The following is a 24,127-nucleotide window of genomic DNA, read 5'->3' on the forward strand; positions in this document are numbered from 1 at the left end:
TTTGATGATGGACAGGAATGCGAAAGTCGCCGTGACGCTCGGTGATCCCGCTGGCGTCGGCCCCGAAGTGATCGTCAAGGCCCTGGCGGCCCTTCCCAAAGAAGAGCGCCGCGACTTCGTCATCGTCGGCAATGTCGAAGCGCTGGAGCGCGCCGACCGCGCCACCGGCGCCGGCCTGCGGTTCGGCCCCGCCGATGCCGCCGGCGACGACAGGATCGCCGTCGATGAAGTTCCGCTCGGCGCGGCCCTGCCCGAGATCGGCAAGGTCAGCCCGGTCGCGGGCGACGCGTCGGTGCGCTATATCACCCGCGCCGTCGATCTCGCCATGTCCGGCGAAGCCGATGTCATCGTCACCGCGCCGATCAACAAGGAGGCGATGAACCTTGCCGGCCATCACCATGACGGCCATACCGGGCTCCTCGCCCATCTCACCGGCTCGAAGAGCTCCTTCATGCTGCTTGCCTCCGAGCGGCTGAACACCATCCATGTCTCCACCCATATCTCGCTGAAAGGGGCGATCGAGCGCGCGAGGACGGAGCGGGTTCTCGCCACCATCGAAGCCGGCCACCGGCATTTCCTGCGGCTCGGCAAGAAAGCGCGCATCGCTGTTGCCGGCCTCAATCCGCATTGCGGCGAAAACGGCCTGTTCGGCACCGAGGACACGGAATTCCTGGCACCCGCCGTCGAGCAGGCGCAGGCAAAGGGCATCGATGTTGTCGGGCCGATCTCGGCCGACACGGTCTTCGCCCGCGCCTATAATGGCGCCTTCGATCTCGTCATCGCCCAGTATCACGACCAGGGTCACATCCCGATCAAGCTCGTCGCCTTCGAGACGGCGGTCAACGTCTCGCTCGGTCTGCCGATCGACCGCGTCTCGGTCGATCACGGCACCGCCTTCGACATTGCCGGCACGGGCAAGGCCAACCACGTCAACATGCTCTCGGCCATCGCCTATGCCCGGCTGATGGCGCGCTCGCCGCGGCGGGATGTTATCGAGCCCGGCGTGTCCGTCTAGCCATCGTTTTGTCTAGGAGACGAGCGGTCACATAGGCGAAACAGACGACTGCGCCGAGAAGCACGAAGAAGGCGAGAGGGCCACTCACCCCGATCGAGCCGGCAACCGGCTTGAAAACGCCGATCACACCGCGGTGCAGGATGTAGACGGGGTAGGAGATATACCCGATCCATGTCGCCAACGCCTCCAATTTTGCCGGCATCTCCAAAAACAGGCCAAGCATCACGATGAGCGGCGCCAGGGCCATCGCGAACATCAAATCGTAATAAGGCCGCAGCACGGAAGGGACCGGCGCTGCGATGCAGATCATCAGAAGCAGGCATGGCACTAAGGCGGTCCATCCCTTCCTCCAGGCGGGCATGCCGCCGAACAGACGGCTGATCACCACCCCTGCGGTAAATGAAAACATCACCCTCGGAAGTCCACCGATGGCGGAAGGCCACTCCCAGCCGATGTTCAACATGCCGTACTTCAAACCGACAAAAACCAAAAATGCAGCCGAGAGCAAGGCAACGAGGCAAAGGGCGCGGATGGAGAGCCGGAAAAGCCATACTGCGAAGAATATGTTGATCAACAGCTCCCAGAACATCGACCACGCTGGACCATTGATTGGAAACATCCCCTGCATCGGGCTTGCTTGAAGGAAATACATCGGGCTAGGCAGAAAAGCCCCGTTGGCAAGTGTCGACACCATGAGGTCAATGACACTTTGTCCTCTCAGCCCCCAGCTTGTCAGCAGTATGATTTGAGCGAGACCGACTAAAATTCCGATCAGATAGAGCGGATAAAGACGTTTGATTCGAGCCGCCATGAACGACTGGAATGGCAGACCGCGCGAAAGCCGTTTTCCGTAAATCTCCGCGATAATAAACCCGCTGAGAACGAAGAAAAAGTCGACGGCCACATAAGCGGAGGGGGCATATCTCTCTTGGAAATGTGTAGCCACAACGCAGATGGCGGCAAAGCCGCGCATTGCATCGAGAGAATAGTAACGGCTGCGGTCGGTAATCGAGACTCCCACATCGTCAATCGCCGGTGGTGCATAAGCGCGGTCGAGACTGGTCATCTTGTCGATTATCCTATCACACTTCATATCTGACGGCTCGAACCGCAGCGCAGGTCGCTGCGGTTCGAGCCCGCATATCACGATTGATGGGCGACAGGGTCGACAATCGCGTCCCTATTGGTTTTGCGCTGGCGCACCTGCTTTATGCTGCCGATCAAGACATTCAAACGCGCCCTGCAGAGAACAAATATGAGGCAGCAGTAGGCCGTCCCACCTGAAGCGATTTCCACGGCCAAACGTGGATAAGGCGACCAATGCATCAGCGCTTCATGCAAGATCAAAACGACAGCAACCATTCCTGCGCAAGCCAGGCTTGGCCGAAGGAATTGCATCAGATAGGCCCCGACGCTGAGTTCAATATGCCGCGAAACCTTCCAGCTGGTGATCGGCCAAAACAACAGAACTTCGATCATAATGGCGAAAACAATCGTTGTGACGCCGTAGGGATAAAGAACTGCGATCGTCGCGAGCGTGAGGAGATTTCGTGCCAGCTGGTAGTAAAACCACCAATCCATCTCCCCCTGGCTCTTGATCAAGGATGCCTGCACGTAGCCGATCCCAGCCATCAATCCGATGACGCAATAGAACCGAACCGGCCAAACGGCCTCGATCCAATGCGCGCCGAAAATCGTGGTGATCGCATCGCCGGCAACTGCGGCAAGACCGATGAACACCGGGTAGGAAACCAGAGAGCAGCCAAAGGTTGCCATCAGGAATGCTTCTCGAACTTTTTTCGGATCGCTTCGCAAAGAGGAAAGCAACACGTGCGTGACGGATGTTAATCCCCCCGCGATGACGTTGTTGATCATATCAAACAAGCGCTTCGAAAAATTATAGATACCGAGTGCCGATGGGCTCAGGAGCACGCCGATGATCAAATTGTCCAAGCTCATGGTCTGCAAAAACCGAGTGCCGGAAGCAAAAAAGCCATAGTGAAGAAGGTCGTTCAGGCTTGCTCTCTTCACGTGAAGGCCGGGCGCCCACCCTGCCCCCCAGAAGGCGGCGCCGCATGATGCCGCTGTGGCCGCGATCTGTGCAATCGCAAGCGCCCACAAACCGAAGCCGGCGAGAACCAAAACAAGGCAAATGCAACCAGAAGTGATCGTGGCTATGACGGTCCGAACGGCCACCAGATGGAATGACATCTTTCTGTTGACGATCGCATTCGGAACGATGGCCGTGAAATCGAAGAAGACCTTCAGCCCGATGATGTAAATGAGGGACGTGACTTCCTTATGCCCGACATATGCCGCGATCGGCGATGCGGCGATACACAAAACTCCGTAGATCAAAAATGAAAAAGCAAGGGAAAGCAGGAATATGGTATCGAGATGACTACGCCTTATTTCGGCTCGCTGTATGATTGCTTCACCAAATGCGGTCGGTCCAAAACTGCCTGCAAACGACACGATACTGAATGCCAGGGCGACAAGACCGAAATCCTGAGGTTGGAGAACGCGAGACGTCACCACGAAAACTGCGAAGGTGAGAACTGTCGGAATAAGCGTACTCATCGCCGACCAGAAGGCACCCGTTACCGCTGCGGCGGATCGGTTTTTACTGACATGGCTGAATAGAATATCATCGTCTCGTGCAACCGACAAAACTGAACTCCTATGGGGAATCAAACTATAGAGGGATGAGGGACGAGATCTGGGGCGGGAAGACCGGGACGCAGATCTATCGGTCTACTCGACTTGTACCAAGTGCCGTTCATCTCATAGGGAAGGCGGGACATGGCCGCCAAAATCTCACCGGCATTTGTCGCTTTCTCCACCAGGAGAGAGTCGCCAGTCCAGCTGCTGACGAAGTCGTGCAGCCTGCTTCCGTCTCTCGCAACCGCGACATGCGGCTTATTGAGCAAAAGACAAAGAGTATGACCATGCAGGCGGTTGGTGATAATCCGTTCCGCGCCGGACAGCATCTTCACGCCATAATCGACATACCGAGCGGCGACATCCTCGTGATGTTGGGCCGCCATTTCGGAGCGGCTGAAGCCGCGCCGCATTGCGGCCTTGACGACACTCGCCTTGCGCAAGCGCGACAAACCATCCGGACCGTTGATCCAATTGGTCAGGGGTCCGTCAACGATCGCTCGGGCTTCAGCTATATCGACGTCGTCCTCTCCAAAAGGCTGCATGACGTATAGTGCCCTGAGAGGATCGGCTTCGAACGGTTTCAGCAGGTCGATACAGAATGCCGTGTCCGGCCCAGTCTCGACGTCGCAATCGAAGTTCGCTTTTGCCAGCTCGAAACTCCGCTCATCGCGCGTCATGAAGAAAAAATTGCGATGTCTGCCAATCGTCCGCTTCGCGTATTCCAAAAGTGCCTCATTGGCGAAATCGATAGATTGAGACATCTGAACGATGGTTCGATCCGGATATTTGCAGGCCAACCGATAGCGAATGTCATCTCTGCCGATCCGGGCATCTCCAAAGTCGGCCCAGCCGCAAATAAATATTGGAGCGTCGCCGGGTGTGGATTTTATATCATTAATACTTTGGATAGAGCCACCGGTAAGTACCGGCAGGCGCCCTGTTACCTCCTGCAATACTTTTGCCAATCCCAACCAACTTGCGTGGTGGCCGGGATCCTTATTGGATGGAAAATCCATTATAATGTAAGGCTGTCCTTTACTAACAAATTTCCTTACCGATTTAATCAACTTTTCCTGCAGTCGCCGTATTACAACTTCGCCGAGATGATACATATATTCTACTTGCATTTTCAAAATTGGATCAGCAATTACATGCCCAAGTTTAGGAGTCAATTGGACTACCGTGCGTCATAGCTACGCACCAAATTTGCCTTACTTTTTAAGGTAAACGGGAACGAGGTTCGGGCCTTGCGCGCTCTGGGCGAGATGCGCGAAACGTGGGCCTATCACATGCCGAACAACCGGCGGTCCCAATAGACGGGTTGGTGGAGGCTGACCGCGATCGATCGGAATTCCGGGTGGGCCGGGTTGATCAGCACGTTGCGGTCGATCCGGGCAACGACGCTTGGCACCAGCAGGATGGCGCTGCGCCTTTCCTGGCACCATTTTTCACCGAAAGCCTTGCTGACGCCGGCCGGCATGCTGTCCCAGCCCGGCAGCGCCGGCTCTGAGAAGACCTCGTAGCTGAGCCCGCGCGGCATTGATATCGTAACGTAATGCTGGTTGGGCGGCAGCCTGCCGCTGCCATGGACGAGTTTTTCGAGCAGCGCCGTCGAATAGTGCTCGCTCGTATAGATGATCGGGCTGCCCGACGTGTTCCACCTTCCCGGCGCGATGGTCGAGCCGGTGGCGTCGAAGATCGGGTAGGTTCCGTTGGGATCTCCGATACGGATGGATGTCAGCGTACGGTCGAGACGCTGCGCGCTCACGCAGCGCTGCCGTATTTCAGGCCTGCGAGAATATCGAGCACGAGCTCGCCGCCGATCTCGCTCTGGATGACGACGTCGATCGGCCGCCTGTCCTCCAGCATCGCATGCGGGCGAAACAGGAAATCGCGCGCCTCGGCCTCGGTCTGCCAAAGATCGAGCGCCAGGCCCCAGACCCGCGCGAGACGGGCGAGCCTTATGCCCTCATCGGAGGAGAGCCGATGCTTGGACTTGCGCCGCTCATAGGTGGCCTTGGGAACGAGCCGATATTTGAACTGGGTGTCATCAGGGGCCAGAAGCAGCGCCATGCGGTCAAGCGCCTTGACCGGCAATCCCGCCTCGATGCTGGAGAGCAGGCCGAAGGCCGAACGTGACGCCGGTTCCCTGGCAGGCAATCCGAGAACGTCGGCAACGACAGCAAATCCCGTCATGACAATGGCTCCCCTTCACTTGAGGTTATATCTAGTCTCAAGTGGACCGACGATCAAGGGCGTCATTTGCTGGCGATCGTGAAAAGCGGCCGTCCACAAGATCGGCGGCACGCTCGATCGTCTTTCTTCTAGGAACGCCAAACGCGGCGCAGCGCCAAATATCAGCGGCTGCGTGATCGTCATGCCGAGAGCCCGGCTGGTGGTTCGACACCTATGGCATCGATCGTTTGCGGCAAACCCCGGCCATGAACGAGCTTGCGATCCACCCAGTCTTTTTCTCGGAGAGCGTCTTTTTGGAAATTCGTTTCTCCTCATTCTAATTAGTCCACTTAATTTATAGAAATAGCTTAATTGGAGAGTGGTCATGAGCATCGAAAAATCCGGAAGCCGTCTGGGAAGACGAGACCTGTTGAAACTGTCCGCAGTGGCCGGGGTCGCCGTCGCCGGCGCTTCGCTCGTCGGGCAGAAGACGGTTTTGGCGGCCGGGGAGGAACCGTCGCTGAAAGGCAAGCGCATCGCCATCAGCGCCACCGGCACTGATCACTTCTTCGACCTGCAGGCCTATAATGCCCAGATCGAAGAGGTGAAGCGCCTCGGCGGCGAGCCGATCGCCGTCGATGCCGGGCGCAATGACGGCAAGCTGGTGTCGCAGCTCCAGACGCTGATCGCCCAGAAGCCGGATGCGATCGTGCAAATCCTCGGCACGCTGAGCGTCATCGACCCCTGGCTGAAGAAGGCGCGCGATGCCGGCATCCCGGTGCTGACCGTCGACGTCGGCTCGACCAATTCGATCAACAACACCACCTCCGACAACTGGGGCATCGGCAAGGACCTGGCGCTGCAGCTCGTCTCTGATATCGGCGGCGAAGGCAATATTGTCGTCTTCAACGGCTTCTACGGCGTGACCCCTTGCGCGATCCGCTACGACCAGTTGGTCAATGTCGTCAAATACTTCCCCAAGGTGAAAATCCTTGAGCCGGAACTGCGCGACGTGATCCCGAACACCGTGCAGGACGCCTTCACGCAGATCACCGCAATCCTCAACAAATATCCAGAAAAGGGTTCGATCAAGGCAATCTGGTCGGCCTGGGATATTCCCCAGCTTGGCGCGACCCAGGCTTTGGCGGCTGCGGGACGGACGGAGATCCGCACCTATGGCGTCGACGGCAGCCCCGAGGTGCTGCAACTCGTCGCCGATCCGAATTCGCCGGCCGGCGCCGATGTCGCCCAGCAGCCGGCCGAAATCGGCCGCACCGCCATCCGCAACGTCGCCAAGCTGCTCGCCGGTCAGACCCTGCCGCGCGAGACCTATGTTCCGGCACTGCTCGCCAACAAGACCAATGTCGGCGAGGTCACCAAGCAGCTCGGCATCGGCTGACGAGGCTCACGGGCGATCCGGCCATATCCGGATCGCCCGGCATCGACTCGCCCGGAGAGATCAATATGACGGCCATTTCATTGAGCCGGCCGGTGACGGCACCAGACGACATCATCCGCCTCGAAGGCATCGTCAAGCATTTCGGCGGTGCGCAGGCGCTGGCCGGTGCGTCGCTGATCGTCAGGCGCGGCACCATCCACGGTCTCGTCGGCCAGAACGGCGCCGGCAAGTCGACGCTGATCAAACTGCTGGCCGGCCTTCACCAGCCGGATGACGGCCGGATCGAAATCGAAGGACAAACATTCGACAGGCTGACGCCGCATCTTGCCGAAGAGCTCGGCATCCATTTCATTCACCAGGACCGGCTGCTGGTGCCGACATTTACCGTCGGCGAAACCCTCTTCCTCGGCCGGGAACCGCGCATATCGCGCACACCCTTCCTCGACCGGCGTCTGATGCAACGACGCGCATCCGATATTCTCAACGACTATTTCGGTCTCCGTCTGCCGAACGCCGCCCTGATCGGCGAATTGTCGACGGCAGAAAAGCAGATCGTCCAGATCACCCGCGCCCTCCTCAATCAGCCCAAGGTGCTCGTCTTTGATGAGCCGACGGCCGCATTGGTGGCCCGCGAGGCCGATATCCTCTTCCGGCTGATCCGCCGCCTGCGCGATGAAGGCGTCACCATCATCTATATCTCGCATTATCTGAACGAAATCGAGAAACTCTGCGACCACGTCACCGTGCTGCGCAATGGACTTGATGTCTCCGCCTTGCCGATCGGGGACACGTCGGCCGCAGCGATTGCCCGGCTGATGGTCGAGCGCGAAATCAAGGAAATGTTTCCGAAGCCACAGATCACATCAGGCGAGGAGATCCTCAAGGTCGAGCAGCTGTCGGCGCCGGGAAAATACAGCGACATCAGCTTCACACTTCGCCGCGGCGAAGTGCTCGGCCTCACCGGCCTGCTCGGCTCCGGCGCAAAGGAGCTGGTTCGCACTCTCTTCGGGCTGGAGACACCGGCTTCCGGCCACATCGAAATCAACGGCAAGCCTGCCCGTATTGCCAGCCCGACGCAGGCGGCCGGCCGCGAGGTGGCGCTGGTGCCGGAAGATCGCCGCCGTCACGGCGTCGCGCTCGACCTCAGCGTCGCGGAAAATATCAGTCTTTCAAGCCTTGGCCGTTTCACCCGTTTCGGCTTTCTCGATCGCCGACGCGAACAGACCGAGGTCGATGCGCTGATCACGCGACTGCAGGTGAAGACCAATGGGCGGAATGCCCTGCTGCGCACGCTTTCGGGCGGCAACCAGCAGAAGATCGCCATCGCCAAATGGCTGAGCCGCCGCTCCGAGGTCTATCTTCTCGATGAGCCGACTGTTGGAGTCGATATCGGCTCCAAGGTCGAGATCTACACGCTGATCGGCGAACTCGCGGCGCGCGGCGCCGGCGTCATCGTGCTGTCTTCGGATCTGCCCGAACTCGTCGGCATCACCGATCGCATCCTCGTGCTCTTCCGCGGGCGCGTGGCGCACGAATTTAAATCGTCGGAGACCAGCGCGGATGCCGTGCTGGCGCAATCGACCGGATCATCCGAGGGTGTGCGCCATGTCGGCTGAAGTGGAATTCGCGCCCTCCGGCTTTGCCGCTGCTGAGCCGCCGGCCCGGCCGGCCGGCAATATTGCGGCTGCGGCTTTGCGCTTCGGATCGCTGATCGCTTTTGCCGCCATCCTGCTGATCTTCTCGCTGACCGCGCCCTATTTCCTCAGCATCGGCAATATCGGCAACGTGCTTGGGCAATCGGCCATCTCGGGTGTGCTTGCCATCGGACTGACCGTCGTGCTGATTGCCGGCGGCTCCAATGTCGTCACCGGCGGCATCGATCTGTCGCTGGCGGCCAATATGGGCCTCAGCGCCGCCGTTTATGCCAGCCTGACGCAACTCGGCTATGGCGATGCGACAGCGATCACGGCATCGCTCCTCACTGGCGCGCTGATCGGCACGGTCAATGCGATTGCCGTGGTCTACGCCGGCATCGTGCCGCTGCTCGCCACCCTTGCCGTCATGAATATCGTCGCCGGCCTGGAGCTGGTGCTGACCGGGAATACCGTCCTGCCGGCTTCGACACCGTTCCTATCGGCGCTTTCGGCTTCGGATCCTTTCGGCATACCGGTTCTTGCCTATCTGCTTCTCGGCTTTACGGCGATCACAGCCGCAATCGTCCAGCACACGCCGCTCGGCCTGCGTCTCTATGCCGTCGGGGAGTTTCCGGAGGCGGCGCGCGCCGCCGGCCTGCCGCTTCGCCGACTACTATCAGGCGCCTTCGTCGCCAGCGGGCTCTCCGGCGGCATCGCCGGTACCCTGTCCGTTTCCTATCTCAGCGGCAGCACGACCGGTTCGGGCGAGATGCTGCTGCCTGTCGTCGTCACGGCTCTGCTCGGCTCGGTCTTTTCGCGCCGGCTGGTTCCGACAGTCACCGGCACGCTGCTCTCGGCTTTGCTGGTCGGCTTCCTCACCAACGGTTTCCAGCTGCTGAACATATCGAGCACGCTGGTCAGCGGCGTCCAGGGAGTGCTCATTCTCATCGTCGTTTCCGCGACCACGCTGCTGCGCCGGCAGGAGGCCTGACCATGTCGCTCCAGACATCCACACCCGCCATCTCAGGCTTGCCGGTTCTCATTGCCCGCGGCCTGCTGCGCTATGGGCTGATCCTCGCGCTGATTGCGGTATTTGCCGCTTTTTCCATGGCAACGCCGACCTTTCTGACGCTTGCGAACCTGCAGAGCATCCTGGTCAATAATTTCACGCTGCTTGCCATCGTCTCCATTGCCATGACATTTGCCGTCGCGTCGGGCGGCATCGATCTTTCGGTGGGAACGGCGATGGATTTTGCCAGTTTCGCCTTCGTCTCGCTCGTGCTTACCGGGCAGCCGGTGGCGATCGCAGCACTCGCGGGACTGGCGGCCGGCGCATTCGTCGGCGCCTTCAACGCGTTTTTGATCTCTGGGATCGGCGTGTCGCCATTCCTTGCCACGCTCGGCACATTGTTCATCGGCCGCAGCGTCCAGCAGTTGCTGACCAATGGCGGCAATCCGGTCTATCTGCCGCCGAACGGCGTGCCCGAAGCCTTTCGTTTCCTCGGCCACGGCGCGATCGCCGGCTTTCCGGTGCCGCTTGCCATTGCCATTGTCGTCATCGCGGCCGCCGCGGTCGTTTTTGCCCGCACCCGTTTCGGCCGCGTCATCCTGTCGATCGGCATCCAGCCGGGCGTCGTGCGTTATTCCGGCATCGCAGCGCCGGCCCATGTCGCGGTGACCTTCATCCTGGTCGGCTTGATCGCGGCAATCGCCGGCCTGATCCTGACCGCCACCGTCACCACCTATATTCCGTCCTCGGGCAATGCCTTCCTGCTGAACGCCATCGGTGCGACCTTCATCGGCACGACGCTCAGCCCGCTCGGGCGGCCGAATGTCGGCGGCACCGTTCTCGGCGCGCTGCTGCTCGGTATCGTCGCCAACGGGCTGCTGCTGACCGATCTGAACTTCTATTGGCAGCAGGTCGGCACCGGAACGCTGATCTTCGCCGTACTCGCCGTGAGCTTCATCAACCGAAAGACCGCAGGGGGCGCATGAGAGACGCGCCGTCGCGGTCGTATTCTCGAAAGCCGTCCTATCCCGCCGAGGCGTCCGAAATCATCCGCGAGACGGCATTCTTCCAGCCGATGATCTTGGCCTGCCGCTCGCTCTCCTCCATCGAGGGGTTGAAACGGCGGTCGCAGGCCCAGGCCTGCGCAAAGTCCCGCCTGCCGGGCCAGATGCCGGCTTTCGAGCCGGCAAGCCAGGCAGCCCCGAGCGCCGTCGTCTCACGGATCGCGGAGCGGTCGACCGCGGCCCCCGTCATGTCGGCCAGGCACTGCATCGTCCAATCAGAAGCCGCCATGCCGCCATCGACGCGCAGCACGGTTTCCAGCTGGTTGACGCCCCAGTCCTTCTTCATCGCCACCAGCAGGTCGAGCGTCTGATAGGCCACGGATTCGAGCACGGCGCGGGCAAATTCCGCCGGTCCGCTGTTTCGCGTCAAGCCGAAGATCGCGCCGCGTGCGGCCGGATCCCAGTAGGGTGCGCCGAGGCCGGTGAAGGCGGGGACGATATAGACCTGCTGCCCGGGATCGGCTTTGGCCGCAAGCACGCCCGCCTCCGATGCCTGATCGATAATGCCGAGGCCGTCGCGCAGCCATTGCACGGCGGCGCCGGCGATGAAGATCGAGCCTTCGAGCGCATAGGTCGTCTCGCCGTCAAGCCGGTAGGCGATCGTCGTCAGCATGCGATTGGAGGAGGAAACGCGGTCCCTGCCAGTGTTCAGCAGGGCAAAACAGCCGGTGCCGTAAGTGGATTTCATCATGCCGGGCTCGAAGCAGGCATTGCCCACGGCCGCCGCCTGCTGGTCGCCGGCAACGCCGAGAATCGGAAGCTCCGCACCAAACAGCGCCTTGTCGACGTGGCCGAAATCATCGGCGCATTCCCGGACCTCTGGAAGCATCACGGCCGGAATGCCGAGAATGCCGAGAAGCTCCTCGTCCCAAACACCGTCATCGATATTATAAAGCAGTGTTCGCGACGCATTGGTCGCATCGGTGGCGTGCACACGGCCGCCCGTCAGATTGAAGATCAGCCAGCTGTCGATCGTGCCGAAGCAGACGTCGCCCATCTCCGCCCTCTCCCGCAGGCCGTCGACATTGTCGAGCAGCCAGCGCAGCTTGGTTCCGGAAAAATAGGGGTCGAGCAGCAGGCCGGTCTTAGCGGAAAACAGCTTCTCGTATCCATCGGCCTTCAGGCTATCGCACATTTCGGCCGTCCGCCTGTCCTGCCAGACGATCGCGCGGTGAAGCGGTTTGCCGGAGTTGCGGTCCCAGACGACCGCCGTCTCGCGCTGGTTGGTAATGCCGATCGCGGTGATGTCGGCGGCATCGCGACCGGCATCGGCGATCGCCTTGCGCACCGTCTCTACGACGGACTGCCAGATTTCGGCCGCGTCGTGCTCGACCCATCCGGGCTGCGGATAATATTGGGTGATTTCCGCCTGCGCCGAGCCGGCCATCTTCAAGTCGCCATCGAAGATGATCGCGCGCGACGACGTTGTGCCCTGGTCAATTGAAAGAATATAGCCGCTCATATCCGTCTCCGGCTCGCACGAAACCGCTCCGCCCGGCAAGGAGGGCGGATGCGGAGATTTCATGAGAGAAAGATTGTGGGTGCCACCGGCTTGCTGCCGGTGGCAGGAAGTGAATGGCCGGAAGCCTCGTTGCCTCCGGCCGAGGTCCGCCTTACTTCGACTGCCAGCTCTTGACGAGTTCGTCGTAGTTGACGGTGACCGGCTTTTCCTTCTCGTTCTCGATCTTCAGCTGCGGCGCAAGGTTGCCCTTCTTCACCGCATCCGCGTTCCAATAAGCGAGATCATGCTCTTCGGCGAGCTTCGGGCCGATATCGCCCTGGACGCCGGATTTCTCGATACGGCCCATGACTTTCTCCTGCTCGCCGCAAAGAGAATCCATGGCTTCCTGCGGTGTCTTCGCACCGGAAGACGCATCGCCGATTGCCTGCCACCAAAGCTGAGCCAGCTTCGGATAGTCGGGAACGTTGGTGCCGGTTGGCGACCACTGAACACGCGCAGGCGAACGATAGAACTCGATCAGACCGCCGAGCTTCGGAGCACGCTCCGTAAAGCTCTTATCGCGAATGGTGGATTCGCGAATGAAGGTGAGACCGAGTTGGCTCTTCTTCACGTCAATCGTCTTCGAGGTCACGAACTGTGCATAGAGCCAGGCAGCCTTCGCACGGTCCGTCGGGGTCGATTTCATCAGCGTCCAGGAGCCGACGTCCTGATAGCCGAGCTTCATGCCGTCTTTCCAGTAAACGCCATGCGGGCTCGGTGCCATGCGCCATTTCGGCGTACCGTCTTCGTTCATGACAGGCAGGCCAGGCTTGACCATGTCTGCGGTAAAGGCCGTGTACCAGAAGATCTGCTGCGCGACGTTACCCTGTGCCGGAACCGGACCGGATTCCGAGAAGGTCATGCCCTGAGCTTCCGGCGGTGCGTAGGCCTTCAACCAATCGAGATACTTCTGGATCGAGTAGACGGACGCCGGGCCGTTGGTATCACCGCCGCGCGCGACGCATGAGCCGACGGGACGCGACTTTTCGTCGACCTTGATACCCCATTCGTCGACCGGAAGGCCGTTCGGCAGGCCCTTGTCGCCGTTGCCGGCCATCGAAAGCCAGGCGTCGGTGAAGCGCCAGCCGAGCGACGGGTCCTTCTTGCCGTAGTCCATGTGGCCGAAGACCTTCTTGCCGTTCTCGTCACGGCCGGTAAAGAATTCGGCAATGTCCTCATAGGCCGACCAGTTGACCGGAACGCCGAGGTCGTAGCCGTACTTCGCCTTGAAGTCGGCCTTGTTCTTCTCGTCGTTGAACCAGTCGTAGCGGAACCAATAGAGGTTGGCGAACTGCTGGTCGGGAAGCTGGTAGAGCTTCTTGTCAGGCGCGGTCGTGAACTTGGTGCCGATGAAGTCGTCGATATCGAGGCCGGGGTTGGTAACGTCCTTGCCTTCGCCGGCCATCCAGTCGGTCAGGTTGCGCACCTGCTGATAGCGCCAATGCGTACCGATCAAGTCGGAGTCGTTGACCCAGCCGTCATAAAGATTCTGACCGGTCTGCATCTGAGTCTGGATCTTCTCGACAACGTCACCCTCTTGAATGACGTCGTGCGTGACCTTGATCCCGGTGATCGCAGTAAAGGCCGGAGCCAGAACCTGGGACTCATACTGGTGAGTGGTCAAGGTTTCCGAAACGACCTTGATCTCCATGCCGGCGAAGGGCTTCGCAGCATCGACGAACCACTGCATTTCCTTTTCCTGGTCGGCGCGAGAGAGCGTCGACATGTCGCCGACCTCTTTATCCAGAAAAGTCTTTGCCTCGTCCATGCCGGCATAGGCCGACCCGGTCATGGCCAGCAGTACCGCTGCTGTCGTTGTCAATAAATGCCTTCGCATAATATCCTCCCAGGGTTTGCGATTGCAGTCTTCACGTCTCAGGCGACCAGAAAAATCCCCGGCCGTCTGCATCAGTTTGCCTCACACGTAACGGAATACGCCGATGGCGTAGACCACGGAGAGAGCGAGAGCCCACCAGAGGCTTGATCCCGCGAGACCAAGCCAGGCAAGATGGATAAAGGCGCTGCCAAGCAGCGAAAGGAAAAGCCGGTCACCGCGCGTCGTCTCGAAGCGCAGGATTCCGATCCGCGGATTGCCGCCCGGCACGGCATACTCCCACACCCCCATGCCGATCAGCAGCAATACGATGACGATGAAGAAAGCGGCCGTCGGCCAAGTCCAAGCCATCCACGAAAAATCGGGAAACGAAAAGCTCATCAAACCCTCCCCAGGGCGAAGCCCTTGGCGATGTAATTGCGCACAAACCAGATCACCAGCGCCCCTGGGATCAAGGTCAGAACACCCGCGGCGGCGAGCAGGCCCCAATCCATGCCGGATGCAGAGACGGTGCGGGTCATGGTGGCGGCGATCGGCTTCGCGTCGGTCGTCGTCAGCGTGCGTGCAATCAGCAATTCGACCCAAGAGAACATGAAGCAGAAGAAGCAGGCGACGCCGATGCCGCTCGCAATCAGCGGCGTGAAGATCTTCAGGAAGAACCGCGGGAACGAATAGCCATCGATATAGGCCGTCTCGTCGATTTCCTTCGGCACGCCGGACATGAAGCCTTCAAGGATCCAGACCGCCAGCGGTACGTTGAAGAGGCAATGCGCCAAGGCCACGGCGATGTGCGTATCGATCAGTCCAAAGGCCGAATAGAGCTGGAAGAACGGCAGGGCAAAGACGGCAGGCGGCGCCATCCGGTTCGTCAGCAGCCAGAAGAACAGATGCTTGTCGCCGAGGAACCGGTAGCGCGAGAAGGCATAGGCCGCCGGCAGCGCGACCGCCACCGAGATCACCATGTTCATGACGACATAAGTGATCGAATTGATATAGCCGGAATACCACGCCTTCTCCGTGAAGATCGTCACGTAATTGGCGATCGTCGGGTTATGAGGATAAAGCGTGAGAGAATTGACGATTTCCGCATTGGTCTTGAAGCTCATGTTGACGAGCCAATAGATCGGCAGCAGCAGCACGATGATATAGATCGTCGGAACCAGCCACCACCAGCGCGATTCCTCGCCGCGCCGGCGCATCAGACGGCTGACTTCATCGGAGGAGAGACCGCTCGCGACACTGGTAACGCCCGGGATGTTTCGGCTCGTTGTCGTTTCGTTGGAGGCGCTCATTTCAATTCTCCGCGTCGTGGCTTGTCATGACGGTGTAGAACACCCACGAAAGCAGCAGGATGATCAGGAAATAGATCAGCGACATGGCAGCGGCCGGACCGAGGTCAAACTGTCCGAGGGCGGTCTTGACCAGATCGATCGACAGGAAAGTGGTCGAGTTGCCCGGACCGCCACCCGTGACGACAAACGGCTCGGTGTAGATCATGAAACTATCCATGAAACGCAGCAGCACGGCGATCAGAAGAACGCGCTTCATCTTCGGCAGCTGGATATAGCGGAACACTGCCCAACGCGACGCACCGTCGATCTTGGCGGCCTGATAGAAAGCATCGGGAATGGAAACGAGGCCGGCATAGCAGAGCAAGACGACGAGGCTCGTCCAGTGCCAGACATCCATGATGATGATCGTCACCCAGGCGTCGAGCGGATCCTGCACATAGTTGTAATCGATGCCGATGGCATTGACGTAATAGCCGAACAAACCGATGTCGTTGCGGCCGAACACCTGCCAGATCGTGCCGACCACGTTCCACGGGACCAACAGCGGAAGCGCCATCAGAACCAGGCATACCGGCACGCCGATACCTGATTTCGGCATGTTGAGCGCAATGAAGATGCCGAGCGGAATCTCAAGCGCGAGAATGATCAACGAAAAAATCAGGTTTCGCTGCAGGGCGGCCCAGAATCGGTCGGAATGCAGGATTTCGGTAAACCAGTCCGTTCCGTTCCAGAAGAACTGGTTGTTTCCGAAAGTGTCCTGAACGGAATAGTTCACAACCGTCATCAAGGGAATGACAGCCGAGAAAGCCACCAGCACGAGGACCGGCAGGACCAGAAACCAGGCTTTGTTGTTCCAGGTTTTTTCCATGATCAAGCCTCCGGTCCGGCGCGCCAAGAGTCGGCATAAATACTGATACCCGATGGATCGAAGGTCACCCGGGGATCAGCCGGAATTTCCTCGTCCTCAGGAACGACGATCGCGATCGGCTGGCCGGCAAACTGCGCGCGGACGATCTTCTGCCGGCCGATATCTTCCACCTTGCTGACCGTCACAGGCATGCCCTCGCGGCCGACCCGGATAAATTCGGGCCGGATTCCAAGTTCTACCTTGGCCGCTGTCGACGTCTTTGGCGCATAGTTGAGCGTCAGCGCATGCTCGCCGACCCGAACCGTGCTGCCCTCTACCTTGGCCGGCATGAAGTTCATGCCCGGCGAACCGATGAAATAGCCGACGAAGGTATGGCTCGGACGCTCGAAAAGTTCGGCCGGCGTACCGATCTGCACGATCTCGCCGTCATACATCACCACGACTTTGTCGGCGAAGGTCAGCGCCTCCGTCTGGTCGTGCGTGACATAGACCATGGTAAAACCGAACTGCTTATGCAGCCGCTTCAGCTGCGATCGCAGCACCCATTTCATATGCGGGTCGATAACGGTGAGAGGCTCGTCAAAGAGGATCGCGTTCACATCCGAGCGTACGAGGCCGCGGCCAAGCGAGATCTTCTGCTTTTGGTCCGCCGTCAAGCCGCGCGCGCGCCGCTTGGCCCAGCCGGCAAGATCGATCATCTCGAGGATTTCGCGGACGCGCCGGTCGACATCCGCCTCGGCCACGCCGCGGTTGCGCAGGGGAAAGGCGAGGTTGTCGTAGACCGTCATCGTGTCGTAGATGACCGGGAACTGGAAGACCTGCGCAATATTTCGCTGCTGCGTCGGCAGGTTCGTCACGTCGTGACCGTCGAAGAGAATCCGCCCTTCGGACGGCTGAATAAGGCCGGAAATGATATTGAGCAGCGAGGTCTTGCCGCAGCCCGAAGGGCCGAGCAGCGCATAGGCGCCGCCATCGTTCCATTCGTGATGCACTTCCTTGAGAGCGTAGTCCTTTTCGCTCTTCGGGTTCGGCCCATAGGCATGGCGAATATGATCGAGGGTGATACGTGCCATGATCTTCTCCTAGCCCACTTGCCTGGCGGTGGTGATCGCCCGGCCGTCCGCGCCGAACGCCATCAGGTGGCGCGTGTCGATGAAAACGGAGATATCCGTGTCCGGCTCGATGTTGTGGATGCCGTGCGCAAGCATCACCCAGCGCGTGTCGGCAAATTGCAGATGAACAAAACTTTCCGACCCGGTGATCTCCGAAATCTGTGTTCTTGCCGTCATCCGCGCCGAACCGGCTGTCTGGGCGGTCGGTGCAAGATGATGCGGGTGAAACGCGATCGTTGCCGGCCCGTCCGGCACGTTCTGAAGATGCGGCGGCACGGCAAAAATCAGCGCACCGTCGCGCAGGAAATTGCCGTCCGATTTGACCAGATCGACAAAATTCAGCGGCGGATCGGCAAAGGTTTTCGCCGTCGTCAGATCGAGCGGATTGCGGTAGACCTCGACCGTCGGGCCGAACTGGGTGATCCGGCCCTCGCTGAGCGCCGCCGTATTGCCGCCCAGCAGCAGGGCTTCGGAGGGTTCGGTCGTCGCATAGACGAAGATCGCGCCGGATTGCGCGAAGACGCGCGGCAATTCCTGTCGCAGTTCCTCACGCAGCTTGTAGTCGAGGTTGGCAAGCGGCTCGTCCATCAAAACAAGGCTTGCATTCTTCACGAGTGCGCGGGCGAGCGCCGTGCGCTGCTGCTGGCCGCCGGAGAGGTTGAGCGGCGTGCGATCGAGATAAGGCCCGAGTTTCAAAAGTTCGGCAGCCTTGCGCACCTCCAGATCGATGACCTTGGCGTCCTTGCCGGCAATCCGCAGCGGCGAGGCGATATTCTCGTAGACCGTCAATGCCGGATAATTGATGAACTGCTGGTAGACCATGGCAATGTTGCGCTTCTGGACAGGCATACCTGTCACGTCAGCGCCATCAAAATGGATCGTACCGGTTGTCGGCCGATCAAGGCCGGCCATCAGACGCATCAACGAGGTTTTGCCCGACAATGTCGGCCCAAGCAGAACGTTTAGCGTTCCTCTTTCAAAAACAAGATCGGTCGGGTGGATGTGATAGTCTCCTCCCACCATCTTTGCGGCTTTCCGCAGTTCCAGCATTCCCGTTCCCGTGCCTCCACGCAGCGGGGACCACACGCCGCCTTATCCGGCCATCGCCGGCATGGCAGCCATGTACTCCTCCAGTGACTGGGCCTGCTCCTTCGAAAGGCGCAGACCATCCTTTGTTCTCCTCCACAGCACGTCTTCGGCGTGCCGGGCCCATTCATGTTCGACGAGATAGGCGACCTCGGCTTCGTAGAGATCGCCGCCGAACAGCCGTCCGAGGTCTTCGATGCCGCGGGCTTGGCCGAGCAGCGCCTTGGCCCTGGTGCCGTAGCGGCGCACCAGCCGGCGGGCATGCCGATCGGCGAGGAACGGATAGAGCCGCTTCAGATCGGCGACCTGCCCCTCGTAACCCCGGACCGGGAAGTCGCCGCCGGGCAGATGGCTTTTGGCCGTCCACGGGGCGCCCTTGATGCCGATCGCGGCTCCGATCTTCTCCAGCGCATGTTCGGAAAGCCGGCGATAGGTGGTGAGCTTGCCGCCGAAGACGTTGAGCAGCGGCGCGGCATTGCCTTCGCCCTCCAGCTTCAGCACGTAGTCGCGCGTCGCCTCCTGCGCCTTCGAAGCGCCGTCATCATAAAGCGGCCGGACCGCCGAATAGGTCCAGACGATATCCTCCGGCCCGACCGGCTCCTTGAAATATTCCGACGCCGCATTGCACAGATAGACGGTCTCCTCCTCGGAGATCCTGACATCCTTGGGATCGGCGGTGTAATCCCGGTCGGTGGTGCCGATCAGGGTGAAGTCGCCCTCATAGGGAATGGCGAAGATGATGCGATTATCGGGATTCTGAAAGAAATAGGCACGCGGATCGTCGAACTTCTTCTTCACGATAATATGGCTGCCCTGGACGAGGCGGACATGGCGAGCCTCGTTCTGGCCGAAGGCGGAGCGGATGACATGATCGACCCAGGGACCGGCCGCATTGACCAGCATGCGGGCCTGATGGCTGTCATTGCGGCCGGTGACCGTATCGGTGGTCTCGATGTGCCACAGACCATTTTCGCGCCTTGCCGACACCACTTTGGTGCGCGGCATGATGGTCGCCCCCTTGTCGGCGGCGTCGCGGGCGTTCAGCACCACCATGCGGGCATCGTCGACCCAGCCGTCGGAATATTCGAAAGCCTTTGAGAATAGCGCCTTCAGCGGCTTGCCGGCCGGATCGCGGCGCATGTCGAGCACTGAGGTCGCCGGCAGCAGCTTGCGGCCGCCGAGATGGTCGTAAAGGAAGAGGCCGAGCCGGATCAGCCAAGCCGGACGGATGCCGCCCTTGTGATAAGGCAGCACGAAGCGCATCGGCCAGATGATATGCGGCGCCATCGCCCAGAGGATCTCGCGCTCCATCAGCGATTCGCGCACCAGGCGGAACTCGTAATGCTCGAGATAGCGCAGGCCGCCATGAATGAGCTTGGTGGCGCCCGACGAGGTGCCCGAAGCGAAGTCGTTCATCTCCGCCAGCGCCACGGAATAGCCGCGCCCGACGGCATCGCGCGCAATGCCGCAGCCGTTGATGCCGCCGCCAATGACGAATATGTCGTAAATCTCCCGGCCCAATATCCCCTCCGAGCCCACTGCGGATTTCGCATCGCACAAAACTTGCGCGATTGCGAAAGTGAAGGCAGTTAAAACGAAAGAGATACGAATGTCAAACGAATGTTTGCGCGGACTGGCGGGCCTAACCCGATCTTCCGTTCGTTTCGATCAGCTTCACATTGTTTTCGAGGCAGAGATTGCGGATCGACGGCACCGGACAGTGGTCGGTGATGAAGGTATGAACCTGGGAAAGCTGGCCGATCCGGACCGGCGCGGTGCGTTCGAACTTGGTGGAATCGGCAACGAGAATGACATGCCGGGCATTGGCGATGATCGCCTGGGCGACCTTGACCTCGCGAAAATCATAGTCGAGAAGCGCGCCGTCCATGTCGATCGCCGACGCGCCGATCACCGCGTAATCGACCTTGAACTGACGGATGAAATCGACGGCCGCTTCGCCGACGATCCCGCCGTCAGAGCCGCGCACGACGCCACCGGCGATCACCACCTCGATTGCCGGCAGCAAGCGTAACCTATTGGCAACGTTGATATTGTTAGTGATCACCATCAACTCGTGATGGTTGGCGAGCGCCTCGCCAACCGCCTCGGTCGTCGTGCCGATGTTAATGAAGAGCGAGGCTCCGCTGGGGATCAGCTCGACCGCGGCCATGCCGATCGCCTGTTTCTCGGAAGCGGCGATCTGGCGGCGCGCCTCGTATTTGACGTTCTCGGTGCCGCTCGGGAATGTGGCGCCGCCATGGATGCGCGTCAGCACCTGCGCATCGCAGAGATCGTTCAGATCCTTGCGGATCGTCTGCGGCGTCACCGAAAAGCGGGAGGCGAGCTCTTCGACCAGAACCCTGCCGCTCGATTTCGCAATCGCCACGATTTCAGTCTGTCGGTCGGTCAAGAACATCGGCGGGCCTTTCGATCTGCTTTCGTTTTAAAGAAAGCGAACGCTTGCGCAATGGCTATCTGTAACTGGTATCGCTTCGTTCGTTTTCACTGACCACCGGAAATTCTGGTCGTGCGAGGCTCCGACTTCTCGACCGCCAGCAAAATTCAACCCTGTCAGGGTGCAAAACGCCTTCGGGATCGCGAGGATATGAAGAGGCGAGGCGAAGGACGCCGCTGTCGTGCGGCGTCCACCCCTTACGCAGCTTTTGAAATACGAATGCCGCGGGCGGACTCGACTACGACCCGCAGCCGGTCCGGCTCTTTCACTCCTTGACGATAGAGCTGCACGAGAATGGCGGCGATGCGCTCGCCCTCCTCGGACGTCGGCTCCACTCCCGCTTCTGAAGCGACGATGTCGAAGACGCTTTGGCAGATACGCAGGTCGGCAGCGCCGAAGTAATCTGGCTTATCGGAATCGAATGCTTTCATCGTTTTCCGCAGGCGACGCTGCAAGCGTCGCCTGCGCCTCTACGATCGACGCTTACGCGACCTGCTTCTCACCTTCGATCTGCAGCGGCACCTGTGTCGGCGCGCCATCGCCAATGGCGATCTTGCGTGGCTTCATCGCCTCCGGAATCTCGCGCTTGAGCGCGATGTGCAGCAGACCGTTCTTCAGCGAAGCGTTTTCCACGCTCACATGATCCGCAAGCTCGAAGCGGCGCTCGAAGCCCCGCGTGGCGATACCGCGGTGCAAGTATTCCGCTTTGGCGTCATCGGCTTTACCGCCCTTGACGACAAGCACGTTGCGTTCCTGCGTAATGTCGAGATCGCCATCCTCGAAGCCGGCGACCGCCATGACAATGCGGTACTCGTTGTCACCGACCTTCAGAATGTCGTAGGGCGGCCAGGCCTCGACGGCCTGTAGGCGCTGCGGATTGTTGAGCAGCGAAAAAACACGATCGAAGCCAATGCTGGACCGATAGAGCGGTGCAAAGTCAAACTCGGTTCTCATGACCAAAACCTCCTAGAAGCGAGATGGAAGGAACGCGGCGGAAACCTGCGTCCCCGGCTTTCGGCCCCCTTCTGGGCTGCCGACGGCTTCGATTTGGTTTTCAATATTTTTGGTTTCAAGATCGCCTTCAAAAAATTTTTCGAGTTGGTGTGTTGGACCCAACAAGCACCTCTTAAAGGCTGAAAACGGAGCAACGATCTTCACAGCAACGTCAGTAGTTTCACCACCGATGAACGTTTTGGCAGACACGAAAATCGCGGTTAGAGTGGCGCTGGAGCGAGGCAGTCGCCCAACTGCGCATGGCGCGGAGCCGGCAATGCCGTGGCCGTTGACGGGGCTTCGCCCCGACCCCATCTATGTGCGGATGGCCAAAGACAAGAAGAATGACGCTTCTGCCCTCGTGGAAAGGTGGGCGCTACGGCCCGCGGCCACCCTGGGGTCTTCAGTGCGCGCCAAGGGAATCCTCTTGGAAATCCGTGCGCGCCTCCCGTCGTCTGTCCGAAAATCGCTCGACATCAGCGGGAGGGTATTAACGTTGTCGATGCCTGGAAGCTCGGAGAGCGAGTTCCGTCGTGCCTCGGCAGTCATCGCGAAGTCGCTCAATGGCATCGAAAACCTGCCGGTGATCCCGCGCGAAATCGAGGACATCCTCGCGATCTCAACGACCGAGAGGCGTCGCTGGCTGGAGGACGGTCGTTTACCCAGCGCCGGGACGCGGACGGTCAAACTTCGCGGCCGCGCCAGGCAGATCACCTTCCACGTCTTCGAAGCGCGGATGGTTGAGGAACTGCTCGACCGGGGCGCTGCCGAAGAGTGGCGTGAAGAGGACGCCACGGCTGCCGCGGAGAACAGGCGGAGGGCGGCCTACAGGGCGAAGCTGACGCGTTCACTAAAGAAGGACGGCAAGGCGACTGCGGCGTCGCGAGACGTCACCGAAGACGTGGAGGCTGACCTGCGGGGTTGGGAGGAGTTTGGACGGGACGGGCTGCTCCGCTAGGTCTGGTATCACAGGGCGACGCAGTGGCTCGAACTGCCCTGGAGCGCGGTGGCGAGGCCGATGCCCTGTCCCAAACGAAAAAAGGCCGGGGCGAAACCGCACCGACCTTCCTCATCCCGCTATCTCCTGGTGCCAGTACATCCGTGGTCAAAAGTAAGAAGCGGGTGCGACAGCGCGAGCGGCAGAAATTCTGCGCTCCTCAGCAATGCCGACCAGCAGTATATAAGTGGACAAGGTCTTCCTTTCAAGGCGCCGCTCTCTCCCCGCTCCTTCGCCCGGAACTATTCCGACGGATCGACATTCCCCTTGTCGAGAGTGAGCCGTGTCAACCGGACGCGACAGGGATGGTGAACCCAGCGATTTTTCCGGTTTCTCGCTGGGGCCAACGAAATGGCAGACGAGCACCCCCACCTGTCCGGCTCGCTCACCCGTGGAGTTCGAAATGATGGCGCAGGGCTCGACGATCGATAGCCAGTCATGTTGCCGCGCCTGGTTCGACGCTCTCGATCCTGTGTTGCCCGCCGAAATGATCGGCCTTTGGCGTGGTGTCGGAATCCCGTCTGGGCATCCGCTTGATGGCGTGCTGGAAAACCTTCAATGGTTTGGCAAGCGCTTTCATGCCGATCTCAGTGCAGACGCGCTGCTCTTCCAGTGGAAGCCCGGTCGCCTTGTTCCGTTAGACCCTGCCCTGATCCCGATCAGAATGACGATCCTGTTTGCCCCATTTGGCCGAACGTTCGTCGCTCGCAACTGGCTCTCCTACATGCAGAAGGTTTTCCGCGCACGCGGAACGACGGCGTCCTTCAAACTTCGGATGATCGATGGCGGAGAAACAGCCGCCATGGTCTATGATCGCCGGCCGATCGTCGACTATTTCCGCTGGATTAAAGACGATGAACTCGCCGGGATGATGGTCGTCGAGGGCGATGAGCGACGATACTTTTTCCGGCTACAAAGGGTCGACGTGCCAACGCGGAATGGATCTTCTTGAAGAAGAAGCACCCCTTCCTCGAGACACCAGGCGGCCGTTACATCGTCGTGCGCGGCCGGCTGTGGCGGAAGGCGAAC

General features: G+C 60.0%; 24 protein-coding genes. 7 read left to right on the top strand and 17 right to left on the bottom strand.

All coding sequences use genetic code 11. The features are described from left to right. The first annotated feature begins 7 nt into the window (after positions 1-7). Positions 8-1,015 carry a 4-hydroxythreonine-4-phosphate dehydrogenase PdxA gene (gene pdxA, locus ATY75_RS15460; RefSeq protein WP_088938269.1) on the top strand — a complete coding sequence of 336 codons (1,008 nt, stop codon included), beginning with the start codon at positions 8-10 and terminating at the stop codon, positions 1,013-1,015. Here the strand turns inward: pdxA and ATY75_RS15465 are convergent. The 5 genes from ATY75_RS15465 to ATY75_RS15485 all read right to left on the bottom strand — a co-directional run bounded on the left by ATY75_RS15465 (position 990) and on the right by ATY75_RS15485 (position 5,875). After that, positions 990-2,081: an acyltransferase gene (locus ATY75_RS15465; protein WP_088938270.1), complete on the bottom strand. Its 1,092-nt coding sequence runs from the start codon at positions 2,079-2,081 to the stop codon at positions 990-992. The genes pdxA and ATY75_RS15465 overlap by 26 nt on opposite strands. A 77-nt stretch (positions 2,082-2,158) precedes the next feature. Next, complete coding sequence (locus tag ATY75_RS15470; protein ID WP_088938242.1) at positions 2,159-3,685, bottom strand: lipopolysaccharide biosynthesis protein; 1,527 nt, start codon at positions 3,683-3,685, stop codon at positions 2,159-2,161. 20 nt (positions 3,686-3,705) lie between these two features. After that, on the bottom strand, positions 3,706-4,791 hold the full coding sequence (locus ATY75_RS15475; protein WP_088938243.1) for a polysaccharide pyruvyl transferase family protein: 1,086 nt from the start codon (positions 4,789-4,791) through the stop codon (positions 3,706-3,708). Between the two features lie 173 nt (positions 4,792-4,964). Next, the gene (locus ATY75_RS15480; RefSeq protein WP_088938244.1) at positions 4,965-5,447 is read right to left on the bottom strand and encodes an RES family NAD+ phosphorylase; all 483 of its coding nucleotides are present in this window, start codon (positions 5,445-5,447) and stop codon (positions 4,965-4,967) included. Then, entirely contained in the window at positions 5,444-5,875 is a 432-nt protein-coding gene (locus ATY75_RS15485; RefSeq protein ID WP_088938245.1) for an antitoxin Xre-like helix-turn-helix domain-containing protein, read from the bottom strand. The genes ATY75_RS15480 and ATY75_RS15485 overlap by 4 nt, the downstream gene beginning before the upstream one ends. A 364-nt stretch (positions 5,876-6,239) precedes the next feature. On the opposite strand from ATY75_RS15485, the gene ATY75_RS15490 reads away from it, so the two are divergent. The 4 genes from ATY75_RS15490 (at position 6,240) to ATY75_RS15505 (ending at position 10,882) form a co-directional block, all read left to right on the top strand. Further along, a complete protein-coding gene (locus ATY75_RS15490) occupies positions 6,240-7,253 on the top strand; it encodes a sugar ABC transporter substrate-binding protein (protein ID WP_088938246.1) in 1,014 nt (337 codons plus the stop codon). A gap of 65 nt (positions 7,254-7,318) precedes the next feature. Further along, positions 7,319-8,869, top strand: coding sequence for a sugar ABC transporter ATP-binding protein (locus tag ATY75_RS15495; protein ID WP_088938247.1), 1,551 nt, complete (start codon positions 7,319-7,321; stop codon positions 8,867-8,869). After that, positions 8,859-9,878 carry an ABC transporter permease gene (locus ATY75_RS15500; RefSeq protein WP_088938248.1) on the top strand — a complete coding sequence of 340 codons (1,020 nt, stop codon included), beginning with the start codon at positions 8,859-8,861 and terminating at the stop codon, positions 9,876-9,878. The genes ATY75_RS15495 and ATY75_RS15500 overlap by 11 nt, the downstream gene beginning before the upstream one ends. A 2-nt stretch (positions 9,879-9,880) precedes the next feature. Continuing rightward, a complete protein-coding gene (locus tag ATY75_RS15505; RefSeq protein ID WP_088938249.1) occupies positions 9,881-10,882 on the top strand; it encodes an ABC transporter permease in 1,002 nt (333 codons plus the stop codon). 37 nt (positions 10,883-10,919) lie between these two features. Here ATY75_RS15505 and glpK read toward each other — a convergent pair whose 3' ends face one another. The 12 genes from glpK to ATY75_RS33940 all read right to left on the bottom strand — a co-directional run bounded on the left by glpK (position 10,920) and on the right by ATY75_RS33940 (position 22,311). Then, positions 10,920-12,422 carry a glycerol kinase GlpK gene (gene glpK / locus ATY75_RS15510; RefSeq protein ID WP_088938250.1) on the bottom strand — a complete coding sequence of 501 codons (1,503 nt, stop codon included), beginning with the start codon at positions 12,420-12,422 and terminating at the stop codon, positions 10,920-10,922. Positions 12,423-12,573: 151 nt separating this feature from the next. Continuing rightward, positions 12,574-14,298 carry an ABC transporter substrate-binding protein gene (locus ATY75_RS15515; RefSeq protein WP_012560081.1) on the bottom strand — a complete coding sequence of 575 codons (1,725 nt, stop codon included), beginning with the start codon at positions 14,296-14,298 and terminating at the stop codon, positions 12,574-12,576. 81 nt (positions 14,299-14,379) lie between these two features. Next, on the bottom strand, positions 14,380-14,676 hold the full coding sequence (locus tag ATY75_RS15520; RefSeq protein ID WP_064841801.1) for a DUF2160 domain-containing protein: 297 nt from the start codon (positions 14,674-14,676) through the stop codon (positions 14,380-14,382). Continuing rightward, positions 14,676-15,587, bottom strand: a complete 912-nt coding sequence (locus ATY75_RS15525) for a carbohydrate ABC transporter permease (protein WP_064841800.1) — start codon at positions 15,585-15,587, stop codon at positions 14,676-14,678. The genes ATY75_RS15520 and ATY75_RS15525 overlap by 1 nt, the downstream gene beginning before the upstream one ends. Before the next feature lies 1 nt (position 15,588). Next, entirely contained in the window at positions 15,589-16,455 is an 867-nt protein-coding gene (locus ATY75_RS15530) for a sugar ABC transporter permease (protein ID WP_049733239.1), read from the bottom strand. A 2-nt stretch (positions 16,456-16,457) separates the two neighbouring features. Next, a complete protein-coding gene (locus ATY75_RS15535; RefSeq protein WP_064841799.1) occupies positions 16,458-17,528 on the bottom strand; it encodes an ABC transporter ATP-binding protein in 1,071 nt (356 codons plus the stop codon). Positions 17,529-17,537: 9 nt separating this feature from the next. Further along, on the bottom strand, positions 17,538-18,617 hold the full coding sequence (locus tag ATY75_RS15540) for an ABC transporter ATP-binding protein (protein ID WP_088938251.1): 1,080 nt from the start codon (positions 18,615-18,617) through the stop codon (positions 17,538-17,540). A 42-nt stretch (positions 18,618-18,659) separates the two neighbouring features. Beyond that, positions 18,660-20,174 (bottom strand): glycerol-3-phosphate dehydrogenase, encoded by a 1,515-nt coding sequence (gene glpD, locus ATY75_RS15545; RefSeq protein WP_088938252.1) that lies wholly within the window; start codon positions 20,172-20,174, stop codon positions 18,660-18,662. 121 nt (positions 20,175-20,295) lie between these two features. Next, entirely contained in the window at positions 20,296-21,069 is a 774-nt protein-coding gene (locus ATY75_RS15550) for a DeoR/GlpR family DNA-binding transcription regulator (protein ID WP_064841796.1), read from the bottom strand. A 236-nt stretch (positions 21,070-21,305) separates the two neighbouring features. Further along, on the bottom strand, positions 21,306-21,539 hold the full coding sequence (locus ATY75_RS15555) for a hypothetical protein (protein WP_064841795.1): 234 nt from the start codon (positions 21,537-21,539) through the stop codon (positions 21,306-21,308). A 52-nt stretch (positions 21,540-21,591) separates the two neighbouring features. After that, positions 21,592-22,062, bottom strand: a complete 471-nt coding sequence (locus ATY75_RS15560) for an Hsp20 family protein (protein ID WP_064841794.1) — start codon at positions 22,060-22,062, stop codon at positions 21,592-21,594. 12 nt (positions 22,063-22,074) lie between these two features. Next, positions 22,075-22,311 (bottom strand): hypothetical protein, encoded by a 237-nt coding sequence (locus ATY75_RS33940; RefSeq protein ID WP_143535308.1) that lies wholly within the window; start codon positions 22,309-22,311, stop codon positions 22,075-22,077. Between the two features lie 115 nt (positions 22,312-22,426). On the opposite strand from ATY75_RS33940, the gene ATY75_RS15565 reads away from it, so the two are divergent. Together ATY75_RS15565 and ATY75_RS15570 are read left to right on the top strand one after the other, a co-directional pair. Beyond that, a complete protein-coding gene (locus ATY75_RS15565; protein ID WP_088938271.1) occupies positions 22,427-23,059 on the top strand; it encodes a hypothetical protein in 633 nt (210 codons plus the stop codon). 442 nt (positions 23,060-23,501) lie between these two features. After that, complete coding sequence (locus ATY75_RS15570) at positions 23,502-24,050, top strand: GXWXG domain-containing protein (protein WP_190241364.1); 549 nt, start codon at positions 23,502-23,504, stop codon at positions 24,048-24,050. Positions 24,051-24,127 lie beyond the last annotated feature (77 nt).

Source organism: Rhizobium sp. N122 (assembly GCF_002211295.1).
Lineage (GTDB): Bacteria > Pseudomonadota > Alphaproteobacteria > Rhizobiales > Rhizobiaceae > Rhizobium.

Coding starts and splice junctions, on each gene's coding strand:
- ATY75_RS15485 (WP_088938245.1), bottom strand. CDS start 5,875: ATGACGGGATTTGCTGTCGTTGCCGACGTTCTCGGATTGCCTGCCAGG.
- ATY75_RS15550 (WP_064841796.1), bottom strand. CDS start 21,069: ATGTTCTTGACCGACCGACAGACTGAAATCGTGGCGATTGCGAAATCG.
- ATY75_RS15515 (WP_012560081.1), bottom strand. CDS start 14,298: ATGCGAAGGCATTTATTGACAACGACAGCAGCGGTACTGCTGGCCATG.
- ATY75_RS15555 (WP_064841795.1), bottom strand. CDS start 21,539: ATGAAAGCATTCGATTCCGATAAGCCAGATTACTTCGGCGCTGCCGAC.
- ATY75_RS15535 (WP_064841799.1), bottom strand. CDS start 17,528: ATGGCACGTATCACCCTCGATCATATTCGCCATGCCTATGGGCCGAAC.
- ATY75_RS15500 (WP_088938248.1), top strand. CDS start 8,859: ATGTCGGCTGAAGTGGAATTCGCGCCCTCCGGCTTTGCCGCTGCTGAG.
- ATY75_RS15505 (WP_088938249.1), top strand. CDS start 9,881: ATGTCGCTCCAGACATCCACACCCGCCATCTCAGGCTTGCCGGTTCTC.
- ATY75_RS15520 (WP_064841801.1), bottom strand. CDS start 14,676: ATGAGCTTTTCGTTTCCCGATTTTTCGTGGATGGCTTGGACTTGGCCG.
- ATY75_RS15530 (WP_049733239.1), bottom strand. CDS start 16,455: ATGGAAAAAACCTGGAACAACAAAGCCTGGTTTCTGGTCCTGCCGGTC.
- pdxA (WP_088938269.1), top strand. CDS start 8: ATGGACAGGAATGCGAAAGTCGCCGTGACGCTCGGTGATCCCGCTGGC.
- ATY75_RS15465 (WP_088938270.1), bottom strand. CDS start 2,081: ATGACCAGTCTCGACCGCGCTTATGCACCACCGGCGATTGACGATGTG.
- glpK (WP_088938250.1), bottom strand. CDS start 12,422: ATGAGCGGCTATATTCTTTCAATTGACCAGGGCACAACGTCGTCGCGC.
- ATY75_RS15565 (WP_088938271.1), top strand. CDS start 22,427: ATGGCCAAAGACAAGAAGAATGACGCTTCTGCCCTCGTGGAAAGGTGG.
- ATY75_RS15540 (WP_088938251.1), bottom strand. CDS start 18,617: ATGCTGGAACTGCGGAAAGCCGCAAAGATGGTGGGAGGAGACTATCAC.
- ATY75_RS15475 (WP_088938243.1), bottom strand. CDS start 4,791: ATGTATCATCTCGGCGAAGTTGTAATACGGCGACTGCAGGAAAAGTTG.
- ATY75_RS15495 (WP_088938247.1), top strand. CDS start 7,319: ATGACGGCCATTTCATTGAGCCGGCCGGTGACGGCACCAGACGACATC.
- ATY75_RS15490 (WP_088938246.1), top strand. CDS start 6,240: ATGAGCATCGAAAAATCCGGAAGCCGTCTGGGAAGACGAGACCTGTTG.
- ATY75_RS15560 (WP_064841794.1), bottom strand. CDS start 22,062: ATGAGAACCGAGTTTGACTTTGCACCGCTCTATCGGTCCAGCATTGGC.
- ATY75_RS15570 (WP_190241364.1), top strand. CDS start 23,502: ATGATGGCGCAGGGCTCGACGATCGATAGCCAGTCATGTTGCCGCGCC.
- ATY75_RS15525 (WP_064841800.1), bottom strand. CDS start 15,587: ATGAGCGCCTCCAACGAAACGACAACGAGCCGAAACATCCCGGGCGTT.